The organism is Phenylobacterium sp. (assembly GCF_046290725.1).
Lineage (GTDB): Bacteria > Pseudomonadota > Alphaproteobacteria > Caulobacterales > Caulobacteraceae > Phenylobacterium.
On sequence record NZ_JBKBUH010000002.1, the window covers coordinates 531,289 to 549,384 of the forward strand.

At 69.7% G+C, this 18,096-nt stretch carries 12 protein-coding genes and 1 tRNA gene; 8 read left to right on the forward strand and 5 right to left on the reverse strand.

Features of this window, described 5'->3' with window-relative positions:
- Positions 1–108 precede the first annotated feature (108 nt).
- The 3 genes from ACK41C_RS13895 to ACK41C_RS13905 are packed head-to-tail and all read left to right on the forward strand — an operon-like array spanning position 109 to position 4,448.
- Positions 109–1,566: an oligosaccharide flippase family protein gene (locus ACK41C_RS13895; RefSeq protein ID WP_409655410.1), complete on the forward strand. Its 1,458-nt coding sequence runs from the start codon at positions 109–111 to the stop codon at positions 1,564–1,566.
- Positions 1,567–1,594: 28 nt separating this feature from the next.
- Entirely contained in the window at positions 1,595–3,394 is a 1,800-nt protein-coding gene (gene ggt / locus ACK41C_RS13900; protein ID WP_409655413.1) for a gamma-glutamyltransferase, read from the forward strand.
- 55 nt (positions 3,395–3,449) lie between these two features.
- Positions 3,450–4,448 carry a zinc-dependent alcohol dehydrogenase family protein gene (locus tag ACK41C_RS13905; protein WP_409655415.1) on the forward strand — a complete coding sequence of 333 codons (999 nt, stop codon included), beginning with the start codon at positions 3,450–3,452 and terminating at the stop codon, positions 4,446–4,448.
- Here the strand turns inward: ACK41C_RS13905 and fdhD are convergent.
- Positions 4,445–5,281, reverse strand: a complete 837-nt coding sequence (gene fdhD / locus ACK41C_RS13910; protein WP_409655418.1) for a formate dehydrogenase accessory sulfurtransferase FdhD — start codon at positions 5,279–5,281, stop codon at positions 4,445–4,447. The two genes, ACK41C_RS13905 and fdhD, sit on opposite strands and share 4 nt — an antisense overlap.
- 71 nt (positions 5,282–5,352) lie before the next feature.
- Between fdhD and ACK41C_RS13915 the strand changes: the two genes are divergently transcribed.
- Positions 5,353–7,671 carry an FdhF/YdeP family oxidoreductase gene (locus ACK41C_RS13915; protein ID WP_409655421.1) on the forward strand — a complete coding sequence of 773 codons (2,319 nt, stop codon included), beginning with the start codon at positions 5,353–5,355 and terminating at the stop codon, positions 7,669–7,671.
- 38 nt (positions 7,672–7,709) lie between these two features.
- Here ACK41C_RS13915 and ACK41C_RS13920 read toward each other — a convergent pair whose 3' ends face one another.
- From ACK41C_RS13920 to ACK41C_RS13935, 4 genes are all read right to left on the reverse strand, one after another.
- Positions 7,710–8,006 carry a DUF2200 family protein gene (locus ACK41C_RS13920; RefSeq protein ID WP_409655424.1) on the reverse strand — a complete coding sequence of 99 codons (297 nt, stop codon included), beginning with the start codon at positions 8,004–8,006 and terminating at the stop codon, positions 7,710–7,712.
- Between the two features lie 69 nt (positions 8,007–8,075).
- Positions 8,076–8,807 (reverse strand): DUF899 family protein, encoded by a 732-nt coding sequence (locus ACK41C_RS13925; protein WP_409655427.1) that lies wholly within the window; start codon positions 8,805–8,807, stop codon positions 8,076–8,078.
- Positions 8,808–8,960: 153 nt separating this feature from the next.
- Positions 8,961–11,429, reverse strand: a complete 2,469-nt coding sequence (locus ACK41C_RS13930) for a TonB-dependent receptor (RefSeq protein ID WP_409655429.1) — start codon at positions 11,427–11,429, stop codon at positions 8,961–8,963.
- A 199-nt stretch (positions 11,430–11,628) separates the two neighbouring features.
- A tRNA-Cys gene (locus tag ACK41C_RS13935) sits at positions 11,629–11,702 on the reverse strand.
- A gap of 146 nt (positions 11,703–11,848) precedes the next feature.
- Here ACK41C_RS13935 and ACK41C_RS13940 point away from each other — a divergent pair.
- The 4 genes from ACK41C_RS13940 to ACK41C_RS13955 all read left to right on the forward strand — a co-directional run bounded on the left by ACK41C_RS13940 (position 11,849) and on the right by ACK41C_RS13955 (position 17,985).
- Positions 11,849–12,421: a protein-L-isoaspartate O-methyltransferase family protein gene (locus ACK41C_RS13940; protein WP_409655432.1), complete on the forward strand. Its 573-nt coding sequence runs from the start codon at positions 11,849–11,851 to the stop codon at positions 12,419–12,421.
- Positions 12,422–12,810: 389 nt separating this feature from the next.
- Positions 12,811–14,295, forward strand: a complete 1,485-nt coding sequence (locus ACK41C_RS13945; RefSeq protein ID WP_409655435.1) for a TolC family outer membrane protein — start codon at positions 12,811–12,813, stop codon at positions 14,293–14,295.
- A 260-nt stretch (positions 14,296–14,555) separates the two neighbouring features.
- Positions 14,556–15,095 (forward strand): DUF2497 domain-containing protein, encoded by a 540-nt coding sequence (locus ACK41C_RS13950; protein ID WP_409655438.1) that lies wholly within the window; start codon positions 14,556–14,558, stop codon positions 15,093–15,095.
- Between the two features lie 226 nt (positions 15,096–15,321).
- Positions 15,322–17,985, forward strand: a complete 2,664-nt coding sequence (locus ACK41C_RS13955; protein WP_409656674.1) for a valine--tRNA ligase — start codon at positions 15,322–15,324, stop codon at positions 17,983–17,985.
- Positions 17,986–18,096: the final 111 nt, after the last annotated feature.

Consider the following 18,096-nt stretch of genomic DNA (forward strand, 5'->3'; position numbering starts at 1 on the left):
ATCTATGCAGATCGCCGCGATTCGGAAGGGGTTGCGGCTCGACCGCCGCTGCGGTTGCTGGCAAACGAGGGCTAGCAGGCAGAGCCGAACGACCCGACGGAGACCGTGGTGGCCACGCGCAGAGCCCTGGCCTGGATGAGCATCGCCCAGGGCAGCTTCTTCGTTCTGCAGTTCGCCGGCTCGGTGATTCTGGCGCGCCTGCTCACGCCTTACGAAATGGGCGTCTACGCCATCGCCATGGCGGTGGTGGGCCTGTTGGGGATCGTCCAGGCCACCGGCTTGCGTTCCTTCGTGGTGCGGGAGCCGGACCTGTCCGAGGCGACCGCCGCGACGGTCTTCACCGTCAACGCCGGCGTGGCTGCGGCGCTGTCGGCGGCGATCCTCGGCCTGGCCGTGGCGGGCGCGGCTCTGCTGCGCGAGCCGGGCGTGCGCGACGTGCTGCTGATCCTCACCCTCCTGCCGCTGATCGGGGCGCTGGAGTTCCTGCCCGCGGCCCGGCTGGAGCGGGAAGGGCGGTTTCGCACCATCGCGGCCGTGGGCATGGTGCGGCACCTGACCTCCACCGTGCTGACCGTGGCGCTGGCCTTCGCGGGCTACAGCTATCTCAGCATGGCCTACGGCTCGCTTGCAGGCGCGATGGTCAGCCTGACGGCCATGAACCTCGTGGGCCGCCAGTTCGTCAGCTTCCGGCTGCGGCTGGCGGAGTGGCGACGGATCCTGCAGTTCGCGACCCACATGCTGGCCATCTCCGGCGTCAACGCCGCGGCGGGCCGGCTGACCGAACTGATCCTGGGCCAGACCCTCGGCCTGGCGGCGCTCGGGCTCTATGGGCGCGCCTCGACCCTGAACAACCTCCTGTGGGAAAACATCCACATGGTGATCGGCCGCGTCCTGCTGGTCGATTTTTCCCGGCGCAAGCAGGAGGGGCAGTCCCTGCGCGAGGCCTATATCCGCACCGTGGACCTGCTGACGGCGCTGCTTTGGCCGGCCTTCGCGGGGCTTGCGGTGCTGGCGGGGCCGCTGATCCAGATCGTCTATGGCGAGCGGTGGGTCGCCGCCGCCGCGCCGCTTTCGATGATGGCGCTCGCCGCCATCGTGCTGGTCTCCATCACCCAGACCTGGGAGATCTTCGTGGTCAGCCGCGAGACGGGCCGCCAGGCGCGGCTGGAGGTGGTGCGCACAGGATTCGGCCTCGTGCTCTTCACCCTCGGTTGCCTGGTGAACCTCACCGTCGCGGCGGCCAGCCGGATCGGCGAGGCGATCTTCTCGCTCATCCTCTATCGGCCGCACCTCAGCCGGATGACGGAGACCCGCACCGCCGACTTCCTGGCGATCTATCTGCGCAGCGGGCTGCTGACCCTGGCGGCCGTGGGACCGGCGCTTAGCCTGATGCTTGCCCACGGCTGGTCGCCGGCCGTCCCGCCGGCCCAGGTGGCGCTGGCGATTCTGGCCGGCGTCGCCGCCTGGACGGTGCTGGTCGAAGTCTTGCGCCATCCCTTGCGCGACGAAGCCAGGCGCCTGTTGCGCAGAGGCGCGGCGCCGGCCCCGGCCGCGCGCCTCGACTGACCCGCGGTCTGGGCGCCGCCGTCGGCGCATGGCAATCAGGCTTCGCCGCAGCCATTTCGCGGTCCGGTTCGAGATTTCGGAGTTCATGATGTTCGGCACCGCATTTGGGCGCCTGTCGCGCCTCCTCCTCGTCGGCGTCCTCGCCCTGGGGCTGCAGGCGCCGGCCCTGGCCCAGGCGCCGGGCGCCCGGCTGGGCGGCGGCGGGGACGTGGTCGGCTATGGTTCGATCCACCATCCGACCATCGGCCGCGGCGGCATGGTCACTGCGCAGAGCAAGCTCGCCGCGGAGATCGGCGCCCAGATCCTGCGCCAGGGCGGCAATGCGGTGGACGCAGCCGTGGCGGTCGGCTTCGCCGAGACCATGACCTTGCCGCGGGCCGGCAATATCGGCGGCGGCGGCTACATGCTGATCTACGACGCCAAGAGCCGGACCACGACCGCAATCGAATATTACGGCCAGGCGCCGCTCGCCACCACGCCCGACCTGCTGCCCCCCTCCGGCGGCGGTGGCCCGGACGCCAGCCTGTCGTTCAGAGGCGTGACGGTTCCCGGCACGGTGGCCGGCCTCTATGAGGCGCACCGGCGTTTCGGCAAGCTGCCTTGGGCCAAGCTCGTCCAGCCCACCATAGACCTGGCCGCCAAGGGCATGGTCATGACCGACGACGAGGCGCAGTCCCTGGCCGAGCGGCGGGAGGTCCTGAGCCGCGACGCGGAGGCGCGGCGGATCTATTTCAAGGCCGACGGCTCGCCCTACCGGCCCGGGGAGATCTTCAAGAACCCCGACCTGGTCTGGACGCTGAAGCACATCCAGCGGCGCGGGGCCGACGGCTTCTATCGCGGCCCGGTGGCCGAGCGCGTCGTCGCCGGCGTTCGGGCCGGCGGCGGGATCATGTCGCTGGAGGACCTGGCCGGATACCAGGCCAATGTGCTGGAGCCGATCTGGTCCACCTATCGCGGCTACAGCATCGCCTACATGCCGCCGACCTCGGCCGCCTCCAGCGTCGCCGAGGCGATGAACATCCTCGAGCACTTCCCCATGGCCGACTATCCCTGGGGCGGGGCGCAGAGCATGCACCTGATCGCCGAAGCCCTGAAGATCGCCAGCTTCGACCGGCGCTATTCCGGCGGCGGGCCGCAATGGCGCACGCCGGCCGCAGGCCTGGCGTCCAAAGCCTTCGCCGCCGAGCGCGCCAAGCTGATCTCCATGGACCGGACGCTGGACGCCGCCCTGCCGCCGCTCGACCCGCACGACTACGAAAGCCCCGACACCACCCACTATTCGGTGGCCGACAAGGACGGCAACGTCGTCTCCAACACCTATACGCTCAGCGCTTCGTTCGGCGCGCACGTGGTCGCGCCGGGAACGGGCTTCCTGCTCAACAATTCGATGGGGAATTTCGACTGGGGCGGGCGCGGCCAGAGCCTGGGCAACAAGCCCGAACCCGGCAAGCGGGCGCAGTCGACCATCTCGCCGGTGATCGTCTTCAAGGACGGCAAGCCCTGGCTGGTGACCGGCACGCCAGGCGGCGGGACGATCCTGTCGACCATGGTCCATGTGCTGGTGAACGTGATCGATTACGGCCTGAACGTCGCCGAGGCGGTGCAGCGGCCCAGGTTCTCGCAGTCGGGGCCCAACGCCCCCATGCAGATCGAGACCGCCGTCCCTCAGGACCTGGTCCCGGCCCTGGAGGCCAAGGGGCACCGGGTGGAGCGCTCGCAGATCATCGGCAGCACCCAGTCCATCGTGCTGGGCGAGGACGGGCTGTTCTACGGCGCGGCCGACACCCGGCGGCCGGGCGCCGCCGCCGTGGGCGTGACCATGTATTGATCCCGGCCGGCGGACGGGGCCAGGATCGAAGGCGACGTCCCCAGGAGCCGCCGCCATGTTCGCCATGGTGCTCGACGCGCCGGGCGCGCCCTTGCGCCCCGACCATCGCCCCGATCCGGAGCCCGGCCCGGGCGAGGTGCGGCTGAGGGTCTGCGCCTGCGGGGTCTGCCGCACCGATCTGCACGTGGTGGACGGCGACCTGCCCCAGCGGCGCGCACCTGTCGCGCCTGGCCATGAGGTGGTGGGCGTGGTCGATGCGGTCGGCCCCGGCGTCGAGGGGCTCTCGCCTGGCGACCGGCTAGGGGTCCCCTGGCTGGGCGAGACCTGCGGCCGTTGCCGCTATTGCCTGGAAGGCCAGGAGAACCTCTGCGACGCGCCGGGCTTCACCGGCTGGACGCGCGACGGCGGCTATGCCGACGTCATCCTGGCGCGCGCCGACTTCTGCTTCCCCATCCCCGAAGGGCTGTCGGATGTCGAGGCCGCGCCGCTGCTCTGCGCGGGCCTGATCGGCTATCGCTGCTGGCGTAAGGCGGAGGAGGGGCGGCCGGTCCGCAGGCTCGGCCTTTATGGTTTCGGCGCGGCCGCGCACCTGCTGGCCCAGCTCGCGGGCTGGGCGGGGCAGGAGGTCTACGCCTTCACCCGCAAGGACGACGAGCCCGCCCAGGCGCTGGCTCGCGAGCTCGGCTGCCGCTGGGCTGGCGGTTCGCACGAAGCGCCGCCCGAGCCGCTGGACGCCGCCATCATCTTCGCGCCGGTCGGCGATCTGGTCCCCGCCGCGCTGCGGGCGGTGCGCAAGGGCGGCGCGGTGGTCTGCGGCGGCATCCATATGAGCGACATCCCGGCCTTTCCCTATTCCATCCTGTGGGAGGAGCGGCGGCTGGTGTCGGTGGCCAACCTCACCCGCGACGACGCCCGCGCCTACCTGCCCCTGGCCGCGCGGGCCGGCGTGCGGCCGAGCGTCACGACCTATCGGCTGGAGGAGGCCAATCTGGCGTTGGACGATCTGCGCCGCGGCGCCTTCGCCGGCGCGGCGGTTCTGGTCCCGGGGGATTAAAGTCCCACGATGCGGTCAGGGTGGGAGAACACCTCGAAGCCGTCGTCGCGGGCCACGGCGACGAGCGTGACGCCCGCCGCCTCGGCGGTCCGCACGGCCAGGGAGGTGGGGGCCGAGATCGCCACCAGGATCGGGGCGCCCATGGCCGCAGCCTTCTGCACCATCTCCACCGAGACCCGGCTGGTGAGGACCAGCAGGCCCTCGGGCCGCGCAGCCTCGCGCCGCGCCAGCGCGCCGGCCAGCTTGTCCAGGGCGTTGTGGCGGCCCACGTCCTCCCGCAGGCAGACATAGCCCTCGCCCGGCGACCACCAGCCGGCCGCGTGGACGGCGCGGGTGACCGCGCCGAGCGCCTGGGCCGCCGTCAAGTCGCTCAAGGCCGCCTGGACGTCGGCGGCCGAGGCCTCGCCGCCGGGAGGCGCCGGCCGGGCCGCGCGGGCGGCTTCGGCCAGGCTTTCCACCCCGCAGAGCCCGCAGCCCGTCGGCCCGGCCAACCGCCGGCGTCGCGCCGTCAGGGCGGCCGAGCGCCGGGCGGCGAGCCAGATGCGCGCCTCCCAGCCGTCGGCGCGCTCGACCACATCGAGATCGAGGATGTCGTCCAGGCTCTCGATCACGCCTTCAGTCAGGCTGAAGCCTATGGCGAAATCCTCCAGGTCGGCGGGCGTGGCCATCATCACCGCCGTGGTCGAGGCGTCGTGGACCAGCGCCACTGCGGCCTCCTGCGGCACCGCCCGCCGGTCCAGGGCCGCGCGGCCCTTGCGCACCCGCAGGGCCGCCACGGCTGCGGCTCCGGCTCCGGTCGACTGCGGCTCGCGGCCGGCTTCGATCTGCATCATCTTCCGCTCACCCGAACCTTGCGGGCCGCCGCCCGTTAGACCCTCACGCTCAAGTTCTACGCGGAGGGGTCATGAGCCGTTCCAGGCCGCGCACCGTCGGCAGGGTGAAAATCGGACGCTACAAGGGCCCCGCCGGAGGCTGGGGTTCGCTCCAGGGCATGGCCAAGGTCATGCGGCGCTCAGGCGACGCGCCTCTCGACCAACTCGCCCGGCAGAACAAGCCGCGGGGTTTCATGTGCGTCAGCTGCGCCTGGGCCAAGCCCGCCGAGCCGCATCCGGCCGAGTTCTGTGAGAACGGCGCCAAGGCGACCATCTGGGACCTGACGCCCCGGCGGGCGACGCCGGACTTCTTCGCCAGGCACACGCTTTCGGAGCTTCTGGACTGGAGCGACTACGATCTGGAGCAGAGCGGCCGCCTGACCGACCCGATGCGCTACGATGCGGCCAGCGACCACTACGTTCCCTGCGACTGGGACGAGGCGTTCCGCGGGATCGCCGAGGCCTTGCGCGGGGTCGATCCGATGTCGGCGGTCTTCTACTGCTCGGGGCGGGCCTCGCTGGAGACCTCCTACATGTACGCCCTGCTGGCGCGCATGTACGGCAGCCAGAACCTGCCCGACAGCTCCAACATGTGCCATGAGTCGACCTCCGTGGGCCTGAAGCAGTCCATCGGGGCGCCGGTCGGCACGGTCACGCTGGAGGACTTCGAGAAGACCGACTGCATCCTGTTCTTCGGTCAGAACGTCGGCTCCAATAGCCCCAGGATGCTGCATCAGCTGCAGCAGGCGGCGCGGCGCAACGTGCCGATCATCGTCTTCAACCCCTTGCGCGAGCGGGGGCTGGAGAGCTTCGTCAATCCCCAGGCGCCGTTCCAGATGCTGAGCCAGCGGGAGACGCGGATCGCCACCCAGTACCACCAGGTCAAGGCCGGCGGGGACATCGCGGCGATCACCGGCCTCTGCAAATGGCTGATCGAGGCCGACGACAAGGCCAGGGCGTGCGGCGACCCGCCGGTGCTGGATATCGACTTCATCGCCGAGCACACCCGCGGCTTTCCGGAATTCGCCGCCTTCTGCCGTGGGACCTCGTGGTCGGAGATCGAGCGGGAGTCGGGCCTCACCCAGGCGCACCTGGCCATGGCGGCGGAGACCTATGCCGAAAGCAAGGCCGCCATCGGGATCTACGGCATGGGCCTGACCCAGCACCGGTTCGGGGTCTCCAACGTCAACATGGTCTGCAACCTGATGCTGCTGAAGGGCAATGTCGGGCGGCCTGGGGCGGGCCTTTGTCCGGTCCGAGGCCATTCCAACGTCCAGGGGCAGCGGACGGTGGGGATCACCGAGAAGCCGGAACTGGCGCCGCTCGATCGGCTGAAGGAGCTCTACGGATTCGAGCCGCCCCGCGAGGAGGGGATGAGCACGGTCGATGTCTGCGAAGGCGTGCTGAACGGCAAGGTGCGCGCCTTTATCGGGCTGGGCGGCAACTTCCTGCGCGCCGCGCCCGACGGGCCGCGGGTGGAGGCGGCCTGGCGCGGGCTGGAGCTGACGGTGCAGGTCGCCACCAAGCTCAACCGCAGCCACCTTGTGAAAGGCAAGCGCGCCTATCTGCTGCCGTGCCTCAGCCGGATCGAGCGCGACCTGCAGGCCTCAGGCCCCCAGACCGTCTCCATGGAGGATTCCACCAGCTGCATCCACGCCTCCGACGGCGAGCGGCCGCCGGCCAGCCCGAACCTGAAGTCCGAACCCGCCATCGTCGCCGGGATCGCCCAGGCCTTGCTGCCGCCTAATCCGCGGGTCGATTGGACCGGATGGGTGGCGGACTACAGCCGCGTCCGCGACGCCATCGAGGCGACCTATCCGCAGTGGTTCCGGAATTTCGAGGCCCGCTTCCGCAAGCCGGGCGGCTTTCACCGTGGGAACAAGGCGCGCGAGCGGGACTTCGGCGAAGCGCCGGGTGGCAAGGCGAACTTCCTGCTCCCGCCGGCCCTGTCGGCCACGGGGTTCGAGGACGGGGCCGAGGTGTTCCGGCTGATGACCCTAAGGTCGAACGACCAGTTCAACACCACGGTCTATGGCTACGACGACCGGTTCCGTGGCGTGCTCGGCACCCGCGACGTGGTGCTGATGAATCGGCGGGACATGGCCAGGCTCGGCCTGGCGGAAGGGGACGTGGTGGGCTTGAGCACCGTCAGCAACGACGGTCTCGCGCGCACCCAGCCGGGCCTGCGTGTCACCGCCTACGACATTCCCGAGGGCTGCCTCGGCGCCGACTATCCGGAGTGCAACGTCCTGGCGCCGATCTGGCACCACGCCCGCGAGAGCAAGACCCCGGCGGTCAAGAGCATCCCCGTGCGGATCGAGCGGGAGGCCGGGGCAGGGCAGGCTGGATAGGCCCGCCTGGTCGCGGACCAGCCTTGGCGAAGCCCCCTCTAGCCTCGCAGGATTTTCTCCATCGCCTTTCCCTCGGCGCCTCGGCAAAGAAGGTCACGAAGACCGACTCCTTCAAGCTGGGCGGCGAACGCCTCGTCGCTGAAGCCCGTGAGCCCGCGAACGATCTCGTCGACCTCGGCCTTGGTGCGCCCCTTCCGCTCGGCCTTGGCGACTAGTGCGGATAGACGCCGGCGAAGCTGGTCGCGTAGATTCTGTGTTTCGGCGCCAAGGGTCCGATCCGTCTTGGGGCCTGCCGATACGATGAGCACCTTCGATACGCCGGCGCCGCCCGCCACTCGAAAGACCTAGAATCCGGATGCCCCTCTCCGGGGAGCTGTCGGCAGGCCCGAGACCCCCGAGGTCTCCTACCGCCCGGCGCCGCCGAGATCGTCCGAGCACCCGGCCTTCAAACGAGGCCACTGAGCGGTAGGGCGTCCATCGGTGGTCATTCCTTCCGGAACCTGCGGCCATCCGGGCGGCGAGTCCTCCCAGTCCTGCTGGCGGCCGTAGAGGGTCAGGTCGAGAAGCCGGTAGTTGTTGTCCATGGCTTCGACGCCGCGGCGCGTCGTCCAATAGGTTTCGAAGACGTCCGATCCCCGTCGCAGATAGCAGATGAGGTACATCGTGCGCGCCGGCCGCCCCGCCAGGAGAGCCTCAAGGGAGGTGTCCGGGACGGCGTACCAGGGCAGCTCCCACCCCATGAAGTCGCGATACCGGGCGCTTTCCTCGTACGGGCCCTGGCAGAACGTCGCATAGGTGACGTCCTTGGCATGCAGAGTGGAAAGCTCGCGAACCTGCGCGGTGAAGAACGTGCATCCCTCGCATTGCTGCGCCGCCGGCCGGCCCTGGTACCACATGAAATAGTAGGCGATCAGCAGGCTGCGGCCCTCGAACGCGTCGAGCAGGGTGGCGGCGCCGCCAGACCCGATCAGGGGCGTGGAACCATCGACCTGGACCATCGGAAGGCGCCGGCGGGCGGCGGCGATCGCGTCGCCCTCCCTGGTGTGGGCCTTTTCGCGAAGGCGCAGGGCGTCGACTGCGCTCTGGAAGGCGGCTCGATCGACGATGTCGGGGATCGCGGAATTCTTGTCGCGCATCTTTTGGGCTCCATGGCCCCCGCAACGCAGTATCGGATCGTGCGGCGGCGGGGGCCATGTCAAAGACCCCCCGATTTCTGCCAGCCCCAAAAACAAAAGCGGCCCGGATCGCTCCGGGCCGCTTCGACATCCGGCGGGTGACCGCCGAGGTCCTTAGTACTTGAAGCGCAGGGTGGCGCCGAAGGTGCGCGGGGCGCCGAGGAAGGCGTTCACCTGGTTCGGCTGGAAGGTGCCGTCGAACGCGACCTGCAGGTAGGTCTCGTCGGTCAGGTTGTTGCCCCACAGCTCGAACATCCAGCGCTCGTCCGCGTCGCCGAGGCCGATCCGGGCGTTGAACAGGGTCAGGTCGCCCTGGCGCTTCTGCGGCGCGAGGTCCGAGCCGGTGTTATAGGCCGAGGTGTACTTGGCCCCGGCGTTAGCGCGGAACAGCATGTTCTCGCCGATGTCCCGCTCATAGGTGCCCGACAGCGAGGCCGACCACATGGGCGCGAAGCTCATGCGCGAACCCGGCAGGCGCCAGGAGCCGCCGCCGGCCGGCGTGCGGGCCGAGCCCGGCAGGTCGAAGGCCGGGAGGTCCGGACGATCCGAGCCGTACTCGGTGATGGCGTAGGTCACGCCGCCCTGCATCCGGAAGCCCTCGATGGGCGAGAACCAGATGAAGTCGGCGTCGACGCCGGTCGACTTCACTTCCGGCACCGACAGGACGACGAAGGCGACGCCCGTGAAGGTGTTGAGCTGGAAGTTCTCGTACTCCTGATGGAACGCGGTGGCGTTCAGGATCAGCGAGCGGTCGAACAGGCGGGACTTCACGCCCAGCTCGTAGCTGTTGACGAACTCGGCCGGGAAGCTGGTGTCGAGGTTCGGTTGGCCGAAGGTGATCCGGGACCGGTCGAGGTTGAAGCCGCCGGCCTTGTAGCCCCGCGCGTAGGAGGCGTAGGCCATGATCCCGTTGTCGAAGCGGTAGGAGATCTTGGCGGTGCCGCTGAACTCCTCCTCGCTGCGCGACTGGGTGTTGTAGAGGCTGTTGAACGCCCGGTCGCCGCCGGCCGCGCAGACATAGCCCGCATAGAGGCGGAAGGCGGTGGAGTTGGCGCCGCCGCCTGCGATCACCGCCGGATTGGCCAGCACCGCGCCCAGGGCCGCGGGCGAGCAGGGGTTGGGGCCGGCGCCGCCGATCCCGCCGGTCAGGTTCCGGTAGGCGGTGGCGAGGTCCTTCTCCTCGGAAGTGTAGCGCAGGCCGACGGTCAGCTCGAGCTTGTCGGTGATGCGCAGGCTGTTGTTGGTGAACAGCGCCCAGGTGTCCGAGGTCTGCTTGTGGAAGTCGCTCTGGCCGGGGCCAGGGACGTAGGCCGGGACCACGCCGTTGACGCCCAGCGCGCCGAACAGGGCGGTGAGGTACGGCTGCATCTGTGTGCCGATGTTCAGCGTGTCGCGGCTGCGCAGCAGCTCGCGGGCGTAGAAGGCGCCGACGAGCCACGACAGCCGCTCGGTCTCGCCGGCCAGGCGCAGTTCCTGGCTGAACTGCTCGAACTCGCGCATGAACGAGCCGTCGGCGTCGCGATAGAGGATGTCGGCGCTGGTGAAGTCGGAGTCCTGGCCGTTCACCGTGCGCCAGTTCCGCGCGGCGGTGACCGAGGTCAGGGTGGTGCCGCCGAGCCAGGGGGTGTCCCAGTTGGCTTCGACCGACAGGCCCTTGTCCTCGACATATTGTTCGGTGCCGCGGTTGGAGAAGGTGCGGCGGCTATCCGGATCGGGCGTGCCGATGACGCCGGCTCCCGGCGAGAGCGCGCGGACGATGCCCGAGAACGGGCCGTTCACCAGCTGCACCGCGGCGCAGCAGTACTCGTCGCGCTCGGTGTAGTCGCCGATCACCCGGACGTCGAAGCCGGCGGTCGGCGCCCACAGCAGCTGGCCGCGGATGGTGTAGTAGTCCTGGTTGTTGTCCTCACGTTCGCCGCGGGTGGCGGTGACGCCGCCGGTCTCCACGTCCTGGAAGCCGTCGCGCTTGCGCACCGCCGCGTAGATGCGGCCGGCGAGGTTGTCGGTGATCGGACCCGTCACCGACTGCGAGAACCCGACCGCGCCATAGTTGCCGACGGTGGCCTCCGAGGTCGCGCCGAAGGTCAGGCTGGGGGCCTGGGTGATGATGTTGATGACGCCGGCCGAGGTGTTCTTGCCGAACAGGGTGCCTTGCGGGCCCTTCAGCACTTCGATCCGCTCCATCTCGCCCAGGTCGCCGAAGCCGACGCCGTTGCGGGGGCGGTAGACGCCGTCGATCACCACGCCGACGGAGGATTCGAGGCCAGGGTTGTCGCCGACCGTGCCGACGCCGCGCACCCGCGCGGTCGTGACCGATTCGTTCGAGGTGGAGGTGACCAGCAGGCCGGGGGTCAGGACGGTGAGGTCCTTGATGTCCCGCACGCCGGTGTCCTGCAGCAGCTGGCCGCTGACGGCCGTCACCACGATCGGCACGTCCTGCAGGCTCTGCTCGCGCTTCTGGGCGGTGACGACGATCTCCTCGATGTAGCGGGACTCGTCCTGGGCGTGCGCGGCGCTCGCGCAGGCCATGGCCGTCAGCACGGCGAGCGACGCCGTGCTGCGAAGCAGGTGTTGGGTACGCATAGGAACTCCCTCTGGATTATCCCCGCCGCGCGAGATGGGGAGGCGCGGAGGCTTGATTAGCGCGCCGGTGGTACGCCCCGGGGGAGGGCGCATCAATGGTTGCGGGGAGGCGCGATCACGTCTGTAGATCGCCGTGTCGCCGGCGCCACAAAAGCTTAACAAGCGTGGGTTTGTGCGGGGGGCTCGTATCGGGAGTGTTTGGAGGCCTGGCCCGGAATCGAACCGGGGTGCACGGATTTGCAGTCCGCTGCGTAACCACTCCGCCACCAGGCCGCCGCCGGCGCGCCGCGCCAGGGAGGCGGATGGCTAACAGAACCGCCCGCCCGCGGCAATGTCTCTTAATGGCCTGGATTGCGTTGCCTGCGGCCGCGGACCTATAAGCGCCCCGCAGTCACGCCAACGCCTTCGCCCGAGGAATCATGGCCATCGATTTCGCCGCCGCCCGGCTCAACATGGTCGAGAGCCAGGTCCGCATCAACGACGTCACCGACGTGCGCCTGCACGACGTCATGCGCACCCTGCCGCGGGAAACGCTGGTCCCGGCCGACAAGGCTTATGCGGCCTATGCCGACGTGACGGTGGAATATGCGCCGGGCCGCTACATGCTGCGCCCGCGCGAAGTCTCCAAGCTGCTGCAGGCCCTGAAGGCCAAGACGGGCGAGCGGGCCCTGGCCATCGCCGCCCCCTATGCCGGCGCGGTGCTGGAGGCGCTGGGCCTGAAGGTGACCCGGGTGGACGGCGAGGACCTGACCGCCTTGCCGGGCGGGACCTTCGACATCGTCGTGGTGGAAGGCGCCGTGCCGCGCGCGCCCCAGGCCTGGATCGACGCCCTGGCCCCCGCTGGCCGCCTGGCCCTGGTCGAGCAGGAAGGCCCGGCTGGCCGTGCGGTGATGTACGTCCGCGCCGAGGACGGGGTCGGCCGCCGGGTGCTGTTCGACGCCACGTCGCCGATCCTTGCGGGCTTCGAGCCGCAGCCCGGATTCACATTCTAGGCGACCCTCGCGGCTCGCCTGTTTCCCGCTCACCCCGGCGAACGCCGGGGCCCAGATGGAAGGGCACAGAAGCGGATTCGACGGTCGCCGAGGGCCCCCAGCCATATTGTCCGTGCGGGATCTGGATCCCGGCCTTCCCCGGGGCGAGCGGAGTGGGGGCGACACCGACTCGCCTCCGCTGAGGGAGCGAAGAGGGGGCGACGCCTTGCCCCTTGCGGCATATGCTCAATCTTAAGGATTTGTTCGCCATAGCTCGGCTGCGCACGGCCGTGGTGAAACACGCTCGAAACCGGCGGGTGAAAAAAGCTTAAGGTGACGCCCCCTGGTCTCGATCCGTTTCGCCGGTCATATAGGGCGCGGTCGATTTATGTCGTGGCTTGGGGATAAGCATGTTCGATAGCCTTCGCGGAGGTCTGCTGGCCGGCGTTTGCAGCATCGGGATCGTTTGCAGCCTGGCCGCAGCGCCCGCCTCCGCCGAAACCCTGGCCGACGCCATCGCGCTCGCCTACGAAACCAACCCCACCCTGCAGGCCCAGCGCGCCACCCAGCGAGCGCTGGACGAGACCTGGGTGCAGGCGCGCACCGGCTACCGCCCGACGCTGAACGCCTCGGCGACGGCCCAGTGGCGCGAGACCCGGGTTCCCGGCGGCGTCCCTCAGGCCAACGGCACGACGCTCTACGGCCCGCAGGAAACCGACGCCGGCAGCGCGGGCTTGACCCTGACCCAGCCGCTCTACACCGGCGGGCGCGTCGCCGCGGCCCTGTCGGCGGCCGAGGCCGACATCCTGAACGGCCGCGAAAACCTGCGGCGCATCGAAACCCAGGTGCTGGCGCTGGTCATCACGGCCTATGTGGATGTGCGCCGCGACCAGGAGGCCCTGCGCATCCGCGAGGAGAATGTCCGGGTCCTGCAGCGCCAGCTCGAGGAATCCCAGGCCCGCTTCGACGTGGGCGAGATCACCCGCACCGACGTCGCCCAGTCCGAGGCGCGGCTCGCCGCCGCGCAGGCCCAGCTTTCCCAGGCCCAGGCGCAGCTAGCGATCAGCCGCGCCAACTACGCCCAGGTGGTGGGGCAGAACCCCGGCGACCTGGAGCCCGAGCCGTCGCTCGCCCCCCTGTTGCCGGCCGACGTGACCCAGGCCTTCGACGCCGCCGACACCGACAACCCGCAGATCCGCGCCGCGGAATACGCCCAGCAGGCCAGCCGCGCCCGGGTCGCCGGCGCCCGGGCCGAGCGGATGCCGCGCCTGGACCTGCGCGGGACGGTGGGCTTTTCCGGCGAGCTCGATCCGCTCGACACCGACCGCTATGCGCGCGAAGTCGTCGGCCAGGCGACGGTCAGCGTGCCGCTGTTCACCGGCGGCCTCACCAATTCGCGGGTCCGGCAGGCGATCGAGCGCAACAACGCCGACCGGATCAGCGTGGAGACGGCGCGCCGCTCGGTGCTGCAGGCCCTGACCCAGTCCTGGAACCAGCTCACCGCCGCCCGCGCCAACATCGTTTCCACCGAGACCCAGGTTCGCGCCGCCCGCATCGCCGCCGAAGGCACCCGTCAGGAGCAGCAGGTCGGCCTGCGCACCACGCTCGACGTGCTGAACGCCGAGCAGGAGCTGCGCGCCGCCGAGCTCTCCCAGATCACCGCCCGGCGCGACGAGTACGTCGCCGCGGCCTCGGTGCTCGCCAATATGGGCCGGCTGGAAGCGCCGTTCCTAGTTTCCAGCGTCGATCGCTACGATCCCAAGGCCAACGCCGACGGCCTGCGGATGACCTGGGGCTGGGTGCCCTGGGAGGAGCCGATCGCCATCGTCGACGGCGTCGCCACGCCCCGGACGAAGCAACTGCCGCTGGAAACCCCGCCGCCGGGCTCGAACTGAGCCGCAACCGAATCGCCGCCGAGCCCTTCGGCCTCGGAATCGCCTCGATTCGCGCCGCCGGTGCGCGCCAGCGGCGAGGGATTGCGAAGAGCTGCGCTATCTGTTTGCCGCTTCACGGGATTTTCCGGCTCCGAGGTGTGCGAGCTTCGCCTGTGAGGCGAATTCATCTCTTGCGAAGCTTGGTGGAAATTGCACCATCGGCCCGTCGCGCCTACCGTGGCGCGTAAGATTCTCTTAAGCCTCCAGCGACGGCCCCGCCCATGTCCGATCAGACCTCGCAAGAACCGACGATGGAGGAGATCCTGGCCTCCATCCGGCGCATCATCTCCGAGGATGAGCCCGGCGGGGAGGGCGCGCCTGCGGCCGAGGCCGAGGAGGAAGCGTCCGCCGAAGCCGCGGCGGATATCCCGATTCCCGAGCCCGAGCCGGAACCGGAGGATGACGGCGTTCTGGAACTGACCGAGCGCGTCGAGACGGTCGGAGACCTCGACGTCTATACGCCGGCGCCGGAACTCGAGCCGGAACCTGAACCGGCGGCCGCCTTTGAGGCGCCCGAGCCGCCGCCGGCGCCCGTCGGCGAGGGGCTGGTGGGCGATCCCGCCGCCGCCGCGGCCGCCGCCGCCTTCGGCAAGCTCTCCTCCAGCATCCTGATGCCGGCCGAGGGACGCACCCTGGAGGACGTGGTGCGCGAACTGCTCCGCCCGCTGCTCAAGCAGTGGCTGGACGACAACTTGCCGGCCATCGTCGAGACCGCGGTCCAGGCCGAGGTCGAGCGCATCGCCCGCAGCCGGGTACGCTGAGGGGGCGAAGCTCCCGCATCCTCCAGATCCTCCCCTTCGGGGGAGGTGGATCGGCGCGTCAGCGCCGAGACGGAGAGGGTTCAGCTGAGTCAAAGTCCCCCTCAGGCGCTTCGCGCCAGCTCCCCCAGAGGGGGAGCATCTTGGCTTGATCGCCCCCCAAACCCGGAAATTCCCGCTGCCCGCTTTCGCGAGAATGAGCAGGCATGTAATGACCGCCCACATCGCCATGCTTGAAAAGACCTTCGATCCCAAGACCGCCGAGCCGCGCCTCTACGCCCAGTGGGAGGCCGCCGGCGCGTTCGCCCCGACCGACGACCCGGCCGCCGAGCCGTTCTCCATCGTCATCCCGCCGCCGAACGTCACCGGCTCCCTGCACATCGGCCATGCGCTGAACAACACCCTGCAGGACGTGCTGACCCGCTTCGAGCGGATGCGAGGCAAGGCGGCGCTCTGGCTGCCGGGCACCGACCACGCCGGCATCGCCACCCAAATGGTGGTGGAGCGCCAGCTCGCCGCCGCCGGCAACCGCAGCCGCCGCGACATGGGCCGTGAGGAGTTCGTCGCCAAGGTCTGGGAGTGGAAGGCGCAGAGCGGCGGGACGATCATCAACCAGCTGCGGCGCCTGGGCGCCTCCTGCGACTGGAGCCGCGAGCGCTTCACCCTGGACGAGGGGCTGTCGGCCGCCGTCCGCAAGGTGTTCGTGGCCCTCCACAAGCAGGGGCTGATCTACCGCGACAAGCGGCTGGTGAATTGGGATCCCCATTTCCAGACGGCGATTTCCGACATCGAGGTCGAGCAGCGCGAGGTCGACGGCCACTACTGGCATTTCGCCTATCCGCTGGAGGACGGCTCGGGCGAGATCGTCGTGGCCACCACCCGCCCGGAGACCATGCTGGGCGATACGGCCGTGGCCGTGCATCCCGACGACGAGCGCTACAAGCATCTGATCGGCAAGGCCGTGCGCCTGCCGATCGTGAACCGGCCCGTGCCGATCATCGCCGACGACTACGCCGACCCGGAGAAGGGTTCCGGCGCGGTGAAGATCACCCCGGCCCACGACTTCAACGACCATCAGGTCGGCAAGCGCCACAACCTGCCGCTGATCAACATCTTCACCGAGGATGCGAAGATCAACGCCGCCGCCCCGCGCGAGTACCAGGGCCTGGACCGGTTCGCCGCGCGCAAGAAGGTGGTCGAAGCGTTCGAGGCGCTGGGCCTGCTGCGCGGGATCGAGAAGACCCGCCACATGGTCCCGCACGGCGACCGTTCCGGCGTGGTGGTCGAGCCCTATCTGACGGACCAGTGGTACGTGGACGCCAAGGTCCTGGCCCAGCCGGCCATCAAGGCCGTGGAGGAGGGGCGCACGGTCTTCGAACCCCGCCATTGGGAGAAGACCTATTTCGAGTGGATGCGGAACATCGAGCCCTGGTGCATCTCGCGCCAGCTCTGGTGGGGGCACCGCATCCCGGCCTGGTACGGCCCGGACGGCAAGATCTTCGTCGAGGAGACCGAGGAGAAGGCCAAGGCCGCCGCCCTGGAGCACTACGGCCACGAGGAGCCGCTGCGCCAGGACGACGACGTCCTCGACACCTGGTTCTCCTCGGGCCTCTGGCCCTTCTCCACCCTCGGCTGGCCGGAGAAGACGCAGGACCTGCAGCGCTTCTATCCCACCAACGTGCTGGTGACCGGCTTCGACATCATCTTCTTCTGGGTCGCCCGGATGATGATGCTGGGCCTGCATTTCATGGACGACGTTCCCTTCGAGCGGGTCTTCATCAACGCCCTGGTCCGCGACGCCGAGGGCAAGAAGATGTCGAAGTCCAAGGGGAACGTCATGGACCCCCTGGAGCTGGTGGACGACTACGGCGCCGACGCCCTGCGCTTCACCCTGACGGCGATGTCGGGGCAGGCGCGGGATATCAAGCTGTCGCGCCAGCGGATCGAGGGCTACCGCAACTTCGGCACCAAGCTGTGGAACGCCACCCGCTTCGCCCAGATGAACGGCTGCGCCCGGGCCGAGGGCTTCGACCCTGCGGCGGTCAAGGGCGTGCTGAACCGCTGGATCGTCGGCGAGACGGCGAAGACCGCTCGGGCGGTCACCGCCGCGCTGGAAGCCTGCGCCTTCGACGATGCGGCTAGCGGCCTCTATCGGTTCGTCTGGAACACCTTCTGCGACTGGTATGTGGAGCTCGCCAAGCCGATCCTGAACGGCGCGGATGCGGCCGCCAAGGTCGAGACCCAGGCCACCGCCGCCTGGGCGCTGGACGTGATCTTCAAGCTGCTGCACCCGGTCATGCCGTTCCTGACCGAGGAGCTGTGGGACAAGACCGCCGAGCTGGGCGCCGCGCGGGGCGAGGGGCTCCTGATCTCCGCCCGCTGGCCGGACCTGGCGGAGGGCCTGGTCGACCGCGCCGCCGAGGCCGAGATCGGACTGATCGTCGCCGCCGTCAGCGAGGGGCGCTCGGTGCGGGCGGAGCTGAACGTGCCGCCCTCGGCCAAGCCGGCCCTGCTGGTGATCGAGGCTTCGGACGCGCAGCAGCGGGTTCTGGAGACGAACGCGGCGGTCATCGCCCAGACCCTGCGGGTCTCGGAGGTCCGCTTCGAGGCCCAGGCGCCGGAGGGCGCGATCCCCTATGTGGTCGAAGGCGCGACGCTGGCCCTGCCGGTGGCGGAGTTCATCGACCTAGCCGCCGAGCGCGCGCGCCTGGCCAAGGAGATCGGTGCGCTGAGCTCCGACATCGACCGCACGGCCAAGAAGCTCGCCAACGCCGATTTCGTCGCGCGCGCGCCTGAAGAGGTGGTGGAGGAGAACCGCGAACGGCTGGCGGAAGCCGAGACGGCGAAGGCCAAGCTGGAGGGCGCGCTGGCGCGGCTGGAGGCGGTGGCCTGATATCCCGTTGAAATCGGCGTGTGGGCTCGAACAGCCGTTTGCGCCTGCCGCCAGGTTATGCTTGTTCACCTAGGACGACGCGGACGCCTGTAACGCCGCGCGAAGCTTAGG

Bases quoted from the DNA above. Each gene is read 5' to 3' on its own strand.
- ggt (WP_409655413.1), top strand. From the start codon at position 1,595: ATGGCAATCAGGCTTCGCCGCAGCCATTTCGCGGTCCGGTTCGAGATT.
- ACK41C_RS13905 (WP_409655415.1), top strand. From the start codon at position 3,450: ATGTTCGCCATGGTGCTCGACGCGCCGGGCGCGCCCTTGCGCCCCGAC.
- fdhD (WP_409655418.1), bottom strand. From the start codon at position 5,281: ATGATGCAGATCGAAGCCGGCCGCGAGCCGCAGTCGACCGGAGCCGGA.
- ACK41C_RS13915 (WP_409655421.1), top strand. From the start codon at position 5,353: ATGAGCCGTTCCAGGCCGCGCACCGTCGGCAGGGTGAAAATCGGACGC.
- ACK41C_RS13925 (WP_409655427.1), bottom strand. From the start codon at position 8,807: ATGCGCGACAAGAATTCCGCGATCCCCGACATCGTCGATCGAGCCGCC.
- ACK41C_RS13930 (WP_409655429.1), bottom strand. From the start codon at position 11,429: ATGCGTACCCAACACCTGCTTCGCAGCACGGCGTCGCTCGCCGTGCTG.
- ACK41C_RS13940 (WP_409655432.1), top strand. From the start codon at position 11,849: ATGGCCATCGATTTCGCCGCCGCCCGGCTCAACATGGTCGAGAGCCAG.
- ACK41C_RS13945 (WP_409655435.1), top strand. From the start codon at position 12,811: ATGTTCGATAGCCTTCGCGGAGGTCTGCTGGCCGGCGTTTGCAGCATC.
- ACK41C_RS13950 (WP_409655438.1), top strand. From the start codon at position 14,556: ATGTCCGATCAGACCTCGCAAGAACCGACGATGGAGGAGATCCTGGCC.
- ACK41C_RS13955 (WP_409656674.1), top strand. From the start codon at position 15,322: ATGCTTGAAAAGACCTTCGATCCCAAGACCGCCGAGCCGCGCCTCTAC.